The sequence below is a fragment of the Cuniculiplasma thermophilum genome (assembly GCF_052315355.1).
Classification (GTDB): Archaea; Thermoplasmatota; Thermoplasmata; order Thermoplasmatales; family Thermoplasmataceae; genus Cuniculiplasma.
Genome location: NZ_JBLSDF010000022.1, coordinates 25,162 through 32,656, shown reverse-complemented (window position 1 = coordinate 32,656; position 7,495 = coordinate 25,162). Strand labels below are relative to the sequence as shown.

Genomic DNA, 7,495 nt, shown 5'->3' with positions numbered 1-7,495 from the left:
GATATCTTTTTATCAAACTCTTCCATTATTCATTGCCTCCTTTGGTTGTTCTAAGGAGGCATCCTTTTATGTTTCATGAAATTTATCCATTGTTGATGGAGTCATTTCATTTGTTCTTACACAAAATTCGGGATACTATCTTTCCAAAATTTTTTGAATGAATCTTTTGCCTATTCTATATAATCCATATAATGAAAAGCATAAATTATTAACCTTATTCCTGCCATACTTTCCCAACTGTTGGAAATTCCATGATTGAGGCAAACATACTCTTTAATATCCATATAGAATATTGACTATCTGAATCTCAAATTAAAATTTATCAAACCAAATTCAAGTATAGTTCATACACTTTAAATAATATACAAAAATGTAACCCTGATATCATTCATGAGAATTACTTACATTCTTGAGATGAGAGAGCCACAGAACAGTTTTTTTCAGGTCACTATAAACGTTGATGGTGTGTCCGAGGAGATCACTCTAATAACCATGCCTGCTTGGACACCGGGGTCTTATGCCATAAGGGATTTTGCCAGAAATGTGAGACTTTTAAAGGCAAGAACACCTGAAAATGAATTCCTGGAAATTCAGAGAAAGGATAAATCCACCTGGAAGGTATTGAATGGAAATAACAGAAGCTTCACTATATCCTATGAGGTATATGCAGGTGAATTTTCAGTAAGGGAGAGCCACATGGATTCCACCCATGCCTATCTGAATGGAACCAGCGTATTCATGTACATCGAAGGATACAAAGACCAGTCTTCTGAACTTATAATTAAACCCTATGGAGAATGGAAGATATCGACAGGACTGGAAAAGATAGGAGACAACAGATTCAGGGCAACTAACTATGACATTCTTGTGGACAGTCCTATAGAAATTGGTCTCCACAGGTCATATTTCTTCAATGTTGACGGCAAGGAGCATGAGATAGCCATATACGGAAATGGAAATCAGGATGATGAAAGAATTGTCAACGATACAAAGAAGATAGTTGAAACTTACAGAACCATGATGGGAACACTTCCCTATAAGAGATATGTGTTTATAATTCATCTGACAGATGAGAATGGAGGCGGTGGCTTAGAACACCTCAATTCAAATACAATTGACATTGAAAGATTCAGTTTCTCAGAAAGATCAAAATACATACATTTCCTGGAAATAGTTGCCCATGAATTCTTCCATCTCTGGAATATTAAGAGAATAAGGCCTGTGGAATTAGGCCCATTCAATTACAAGGAAGAAAATTATACAACAATGCTATGGGTTGGAGAGGGAATAACTAATTTTTATGGAAACCTGACGCTTTTGAGAGCAGGATTGATAACAAGGGAGGAATATTTGAAGCACCTTTCAAATATAATATTCCAGTACGAAATGATACCTGGAACCAGATATGAATCGGCATCAGATTCCTCTTTCGATGCATGGATAAAATTGTACAGACAGTCACCAAATAATATCAACAGTTATGTTTCATACTATCTCAAGGGGGAGATTCTTGGTATCATGATAAGCGGAAGAATATGCGAATATACTAAGGGCCAGAAGACTCTTGATGATCTGTTTCGACATATGATGGATAAGTATAACAAGGATGGAAAGGGATATACAGAAAAGGATTTTATCGCATCCCTTGTTGAAATATCTTCACTGGACTTTGCCCCGTTCTTTTCCAAATATGTGAAGGACACAGAAAATATTGATTTTCAGAAGGAACTGGCAAGAATAGGGCTTGAAATTAATCCTGTCTATGGAGAGAATAAGGAACCTCACGGATTTCTTGGCATACTTGTTCCACCGGGTAAAAAGACTGTCCATGCGGTTCTGGAAAATTCACCGGCACAGAAATGCGGAATATCCCCAAATGATGAAATTGTTGCCATTGACAACTTCAAATTTGATTCGCATTTTATGAGAAATATGACCGAAGATTCAAGAATAATGGTCGATGACCTGAAGGACTACAAACCAGGAAAAAAGATAAAAGTACATCTCTTCAGGCAGGGTATCCTGCACTCAATGGAGGCAGTTCTTGGGGAATCTCCACCCGGAAAATACGTAGTTAAGGAAATTGAAAATCCGGGAGAAAATGTACTGAAAATAAGGGAAAAATTCCTTCTTGGATAAATTTCAGGGGAATCCATATTCAAATTTTACTCTATGAAGAATTGGCAAGTGAAAAAATAAAATACATGAATATTCTTATACCATTACATTGGAAGAGTATAAGGCGGATATTCTCAGGCAGTTAAAGTCATTCCTGAGAACACAGGATTTTATCGTTTCGGAAGAAAATGCATCCAGCGTGTTTGCATTCGATATTATAGCCAAAAATGGGGATGAAACGTACCTCATAAAGATAACGTATAATATAGATTCACTCAAAACTGACATTGTAATTGAAATGAAGAGGTTTGCCTGCTCCTTCAACATTTCTGCTCTTGTCATTGGAATCAGAAATGGAAATGGCGTTCTGGAGGATGGAGTGGTATATTTCAGGCATGGAATGCCCATAATGACCATGGGCACATTCATGGAATATATTAAGGGTAACAGACCATACATATATTCAGGTCCTGGTGGATTCTATGTCCCCATAGATGGAAAGAAAATGCAGGAGGCGAGGATAAAATCAGGGAGTTCCATAGGATATGTTTCAGGAAGAATAGGATTATCCAGAAGGTCCATTTCCCTTTACGAATCCGGTAATTCAACAACTTTGGATGTATTTGAAAAACTTGTTGAAATACTAAAGGCAGACATAAGTAAAACCCTCGATCTGATTCAGATTGCCAGGGAATGGGAAGATATACCGGAAGAGGCTGTAGATGATGACTTCTTTGTGAAGCTTGCAAGATCTCTCCTAAATGATCTTGGCATAATGACCGAAACCTTCAGGAAGTTTCCGTTCAATGCCCTGGGAAAAAACGAGGACAAAGATCTTCTTGTAATGGGCCTGTTCGAAGAACTTTCAAAAAATGCATCCAGGGTTCCAACAATAAGACAGATATCTGACTTCGTGGAGAAGGAACCGCTTATAATAGTGGAAGAGAAGACCAATAAGGATTACCTGGGTGGTTGCCAGGTTATCTCCATAGATGAAATAAGGGAGAACGGACTTTCCCGCATTCTTGAAAAGAGGGAAAGAAAGGGTATAAGATAGACGATGCAGATCCTTGAGGTTGACAAAAATTTTGAGATCCTCTTTGCCATTAAGGGTCTCGTTTCTGAAGGAGAAAAGGTGAAGGATCAGCTGTACGAATACATACCACAGCTGATTTACATTGGGATATCACCTGAAGAACTTGAAGGTCTAAAGAAATTCATCGAAAACCCCTTCACTGTTCCCATGGGCGATTATGAGGTGATTTACGGCACCATTCTCTCTAAATTCGGTGAAGTTGAGATTCCGCCACCCATATACACACAGGCGGTAACATACGGTATGAACAGAAACGTTCCAATGAAAGGAATCGATCTGGATGAAGACTCCTTCGGCGATGTCTACGGGGAAAATTTCAGAATACGTGATCTTGTAAGGTATATAAGAAAAAAGAGAAGGATGATGAGGAGGGAGTTCAATCTCAATTCTCCTGAGGAATTTGTGATTGACTGGAAGAATGAAATTGAAACAAATCCTGGTCTGAAGAAAATGGAGGAGAGCAGAAGTGCCCAGATATGCTCTGAGATAAGGAAAGCGGTTGAGGAGAATAAGGAAGTAAGAAGAATTGCGATTATTGAATACGAACTGAAAGAGGATATCGAAAGATCACTGAACATTTCCTCTGAATCTTGAGAATATTATGTATATCTCGCTGCTTTCAGATCTTGATGAGGATGGCTTTGTTATGTAGACCTTCTTAAATCTCCCTCTGTATGTGTCTATGAATTCTTTAGTCATATCTCCCTGAAACTGTTTGAGAAGGACTGTTCCGTCCTCCAGAAGAAGATTGTCGCAGTGATCCATAACAGATCTGCATATTTCCACTGACATGGCATGATCACGATCGTGCTGACCCGTGGTGTGAGCCATTGCATCTGAAAGAAAGAGATCAAATCCGTTCTTGGATGCATTTCTTATAGTCTCCCATGTCTCCTCCCTTGTTATATCCCCTCTTATATTCAGTGGAATTGATTGAGTCTTTGGAGCTGTGAGATCAACACAGACAAGAAATTCGGGATTTCTTTCCATTATAACATCTGTCCATCCACCCGGCGATGACCCTATCTCCAGTACTCTCATTCCTGAAAAAAGTATGGGAAATTTTCTGTCTATTTCAATCAGCTTATAGGCAGCCCTGCTGCTGTACCCCTGCTTTTTTGCCTTTCTGTAGTATATATCCTTTCTTCTTTCCATTACTCACCAATGAATTTCTTGTATTCCTGTGAATTCATAAGGCCTGATGGGTTTGAAGATAACTTTATTTTCACAAGCCATGAGTCATAGGGTGACTGATTTATAAGCTCCGGTTTATCGCCCAGTTCACCATTCACTTCTATGATTGTTCCGTCCACAGGTGAAAAGACATCTTCTGCAGACTTAACCGATTCTATGGTGAGCATTGGTTTTCCTGCAGTGACCTTTTTGTTCACATCGGGAAGATCAACGTATACCACATCTGTTAACTGTTTCTGGGCAAAATCGCTCACCCCAACAGTTGCAATATCTCCCTCGATCCTTACCCACTCATGTGTCTTTGCGTAGAGGAACCCGTCCTTGATTACACTCATAGCAGTGTAAGATTAAAATAGTATAAATATTCTCATAAGAATGTGAGAGCCTTTATTGGAATCACGGTACCTTTCATAAGAAAGTATGATGAACTTTCAGACATCATACATGGACAGTTTGTTAAGGATTTTAAAATGGTTGAATCTAATAACATGCATATAACAATGAAATTTCTTGGAGAAATATCCATTCAGGAGTCAAGGAAACTATGGGATAAGCTCATTCTTCCCAAAGAATCATTCAATATTTCAGGCTCAGGACTGAAACATTTTCCAACTGGAGCAAAGAAAGCCAGGGTGCTCTTCATTCCTCTCCTTTCATGGGAACTGGAAAGAGTTGTGAATGAAAATTCAATCTTCAGTGATGAAGACAAATATCTTCACTGCACATTGGGACGATTCAAGAGACCCGCAGATACAAGCAGTATTGAGGAAAAATACAGATCAGAAATATTCTTTGATTTCAGGCCTCAAAAAATTTGTCTGTTTAAGAGCACTCTCCTCAGCACCGGTCCGGTTTATGAGGAGATATTTTCCCATCAGCTGATGTAGTTGATGGAATCCCTGGAAACTTCCTTCTTCTTTTCCTGCACTATCTCGTCAGGACTGAACTCTATTGCAATGAGATTGGAAACCGGTATAAGCCTAAGGAGAGCCTTTTCACCATCAACCTTGAAAACCAGTGCACCATCTTCCCCAAGAATTGTGTATCCCGCGAATTCCCCATTCGTCTCCATTGGATCATCCTTTCCGCTCTGTGACAAGACTCTGTACTTTCCACCTTTTTTGATCTCTATCATATCCATTTTGCTCAGCATCTCCATTATATTTATTATGTTTTTTTCTGTAATTTTCAACAGGTAATAATAACGATCTATGTAATAATATTTTCATTGTTTTCTTGACAAACGCCATACATGTTCAACAGTTCGTCCATAATTTTCCAGTGCCATGCTGATATTTATCTTCACCCAGTTCCATGCCGTCTCAAGATTTCCACCCCTGAGTCTGTATTTCTTTGTCTTACCATCCTGCTCCTCTTCAAGCAGATCCATTGACTTCAACTTGTTCAGATGTCTGTATAGGGTTGTCCTTGATGTTTTCAGATATGCCATGAGCTCATCACCTGTCCAGTATCTTTCAGCATTGTCCAGAAAACATTCCTTGAAGAGTTTGAAATATACAGATTTGCTAATACTCTCATAATCTGTGTTAGGATTTAACCTTGGAATATACCCAATATCTGAGAGGAAATAGGCTATACTCCTGTTCAGATCCTGGTCAAGAACCCTCTGTGGCGTCGAAGCGATTGTAATTTTGAACATTGGATTTCATAATGCAGTTCACAAAAATATTTTTATGCTTTTTCCATTGGTTACCCTTGTGAATTATTTTAATTGCATGAAACTGAAAAAGAGTGGGAATATGCCCATTCTCATTGCCTCATTAATTCCTGAACCTGAAAAGTTTGAAAAATTAAGGGATGATTATGGTAAACATAATTTCATCCCGGAGTTCCGTTTTGATCTCTCAGATATGAATCAGAAGGAGGTGGATAAATATCTCAGATTAACGGAGAAGTATGGAATGAAAGCCATATTCACTTTCCGCAACAATGATCCCGGGGAAGCAGAGGATGCATATACATCAGCAATTTACCATGATAACCTGATCTTTGATGTGGAGATTGATTCTTATGTGAAATTTCAGAATAAATTACAGTCAGACAGGATCATATTATCATCCCATTTCCAGAACAGTGCCGTAACGGTGAACAGATTCTCAAAGATCTTTTCCATGGATTGTGGGGCCATCAAGATTGCAACATTTTCAGATTCCAGTGAAACTGTGAAATTGATCAGTGAACTCCTGTTACTCAGGGATCAGAGACCTCTCTCCTTTACTCCAATGGGTCCTGACCGTGAAGCAAGATTGATATCAGGTCTTTCCTTGAGCGATTTCATGTACTCTGCCTACGAGGAACCTCTTGCCCCTGGCCAGATAAACTATCTTGATCTTGAGAACATATTCTCAACCCTCAATATTGTTTGAAATTTATGTGATCAGACGCTCTGAACTATGGATATTAATCCCGTGGTGATGAGTTCTATGGCAATTGAGGCAAGAAGAAGACCCATGATCCTTGATATTACAGTTGTGCCTGTCTTTCCAAGCCTTCTTGAAATCGTTATGGAGAAGTAGAGAATAATATAGGATAACAGAAGAACCAGTATTACACCAATCACAAAGGCCATCTTCATCGGAATTGTATTTGCCCTTGAATTCAGGAGAATGGCAGTTGTGATTGATCCTGGACCTGCAAGAAGTGGTGTTCCTATTGGAACAAGGCCGACTGCATCCCTCTCCGCATAATCAATACTCTCCTCCCTGGTCAGTTTTGTGTTTGAGGCCTTTCCCTGAAGCATATCAAAGGCAACCTTGAAAAGTAAAATGCCACCAGCGACCTTGAAATCGTTTATGCTTATACCCAACATTTCAAAAACGTATACACCAACGAGTACAAAGCCGAATAACATTCCACCGGCCATGAGGATGCTGTCCCTTATGACCCTATTTCTTTCTGTAACGCTGTAACCTTCGGTTAAAAAAACTGTGGTTGGAACTGCCCCAAAGGGATTTATGATTGCAAATAGTGCAGTTGCAACGTATCCAAAAAATTCCAGTGTCCCTATAAGATCCAATTCCATCAGGAATTTTAATTTGCTTATTATTCTTTATCCATTAATAGGAA

Annotated in this window: 10 protein-coding genes; 5 read left to right on the top strand and 5 right to left on the bottom strand. The window is 39.0% G+C overall.

Features of this window, described 5'->3' with window-relative positions; genetic code table 11:
* Positions 1-390: 390 nt before the first annotated feature.
* From ACNF42_RS05285 to ACNF42_RS05275, 3 genes are all read left to right on the top strand, one after another.
* Positions 391-2,139: a M61 family metallopeptidase gene (locus tag ACNF42_RS05285; protein ID WP_443339595.1), complete on the top strand. Its 1,749-nt coding sequence runs from the start codon at positions 391-393 to the stop codon at positions 2,137-2,139.
* Between the two features lie 88 nt (positions 2,140-2,227).
* Complete coding sequence (locus ACNF42_RS05280; RefSeq protein ID WP_443339593.1) at positions 2,228-3,175, top strand: transcriptional regulator; 948 nt, start codon at positions 2,228-2,230, stop codon at positions 3,173-3,175.
* Positions 3,176-3,178: 3 nt separating this feature from the next.
* Positions 3,179-3,808, top strand: coding sequence for a hypothetical protein (locus ACNF42_RS05275; RefSeq protein WP_443339591.1), 630 nt, complete (start codon positions 3,179-3,181; stop codon positions 3,806-3,808).
* On the opposite strand, the gene ACNF42_RS05270 is transcribed toward ACNF42_RS05275, so the two are convergent.
* Both ACNF42_RS05270 and gcvH read right to left on the bottom strand, forming a co-directional pair.
* On the bottom strand, positions 3,782-4,369 hold the full coding sequence (locus ACNF42_RS05270; protein WP_443339590.1) for an SAM-dependent methyltransferase: 588 nt from the start codon (positions 4,367-4,369) through the stop codon (positions 3,782-3,784). The genes ACNF42_RS05275 and ACNF42_RS05270 overlap by 27 nt on opposite strands.
* Positions 4,369-4,743: a glycine cleavage system protein GcvH gene (gcvH, locus tag ACNF42_RS05265; protein WP_443339589.1), complete on the bottom strand. Its 375-nt coding sequence runs from the start codon at positions 4,741-4,743 to the stop codon at positions 4,369-4,371. The genes ACNF42_RS05270 and gcvH overlap by 1 nt, the downstream gene beginning before the upstream one ends.
* A gap of 42 nt (positions 4,744-4,785) precedes the next feature.
* Between gcvH and thpR the strand changes: the two genes are divergently transcribed.
* Positions 4,786-5,295 (top strand): RNA 2',3'-cyclic phosphodiesterase, encoded by a 510-nt coding sequence (gene thpR, locus ACNF42_RS05260; protein ID WP_443339587.1) that lies wholly within the window; start codon positions 4,786-4,788, stop codon positions 5,293-5,295.
* On the opposite strand, the gene ACNF42_RS05255 is transcribed toward thpR, so the two are convergent.
* The gene (locus ACNF42_RS05255; RefSeq protein WP_443339585.1) at positions 5,283-5,600 is read right to left on the bottom strand and encodes a hypothetical protein; all 318 of its coding nucleotides are present in this window, start codon (positions 5,598-5,600) and stop codon (positions 5,283-5,285) included. The genes thpR and ACNF42_RS05255 overlap by 13 nt on opposite strands.
* Before the next feature lie 33 nt (positions 5,601-5,633).
* On the bottom strand, positions 5,634-6,068 hold the full coding sequence (locus ACNF42_RS05250; RefSeq protein ID WP_443339583.1) for a helix-turn-helix domain-containing protein: 435 nt from the start codon (positions 6,066-6,068) through the stop codon (positions 5,634-5,636).
* Between the two features lie 58 nt (positions 6,069-6,126).
* Here ACNF42_RS05250 and ACNF42_RS05245 point away from each other — a divergent pair, with 58 nt between their 5' ends.
* Positions 6,127-6,795, top strand: a complete 669-nt coding sequence (locus ACNF42_RS05245) for a type I 3-dehydroquinate dehydratase (RefSeq protein ID WP_443339581.1) — start codon at positions 6,127-6,129, stop codon at positions 6,793-6,795.
* A gap of 11 nt (positions 6,796-6,806) precedes the next feature.
* On the opposite strand, the gene ACNF42_RS05240 is transcribed toward ACNF42_RS05245, so the two are convergent.
* Positions 6,807-7,451 (bottom strand): MarC family protein, encoded by a 645-nt coding sequence (locus ACNF42_RS05240; protein ID WP_443339579.1) that lies wholly within the window; start codon positions 7,449-7,451, stop codon positions 6,807-6,809.
* Between the last annotated feature and the right edge of the window lie 44 nt (positions 7,452-7,495).

Coding starts and splice junctions, on each gene's coding strand:
- ACNF42_RS05285 (WP_443339595.1), top strand. CDS start 391: ATGAGAATTACTTACATTCTTGAGATGAGAGAGCCACAGAACAGTTTT.
- ACNF42_RS05275 (WP_443339591.1), top strand. CDS start 3,179: ATGCAGATCCTTGAGGTTGACAAAAATTTTGAGATCCTCTTTGCCATT.
- ACNF42_RS05270 (WP_443339590.1), bottom strand. CDS start 4,369: ATGGAAAGAAGAAAGGATATATACTACAGAAAGGCAAAAAAGCAGGGG.
- gcvH (WP_443339589.1), bottom strand. CDS start 4,743: ATGAGTGTAATCAAGGACGGGTTCCTCTACGCAAAGACACATGAGTGG.
- ACNF42_RS05250 (WP_443339583.1), bottom strand. CDS start 6,068: ATGTTCAAAATTACAATCGCTTCGACGCCACAGAGGGTTCTTGACCAG.
- ACNF42_RS05240 (WP_443339579.1), bottom strand. CDS start 7,451: ATGGAATTGGATCTTATAGGGACACTGGAATTTTTTGGATACGTTGCA.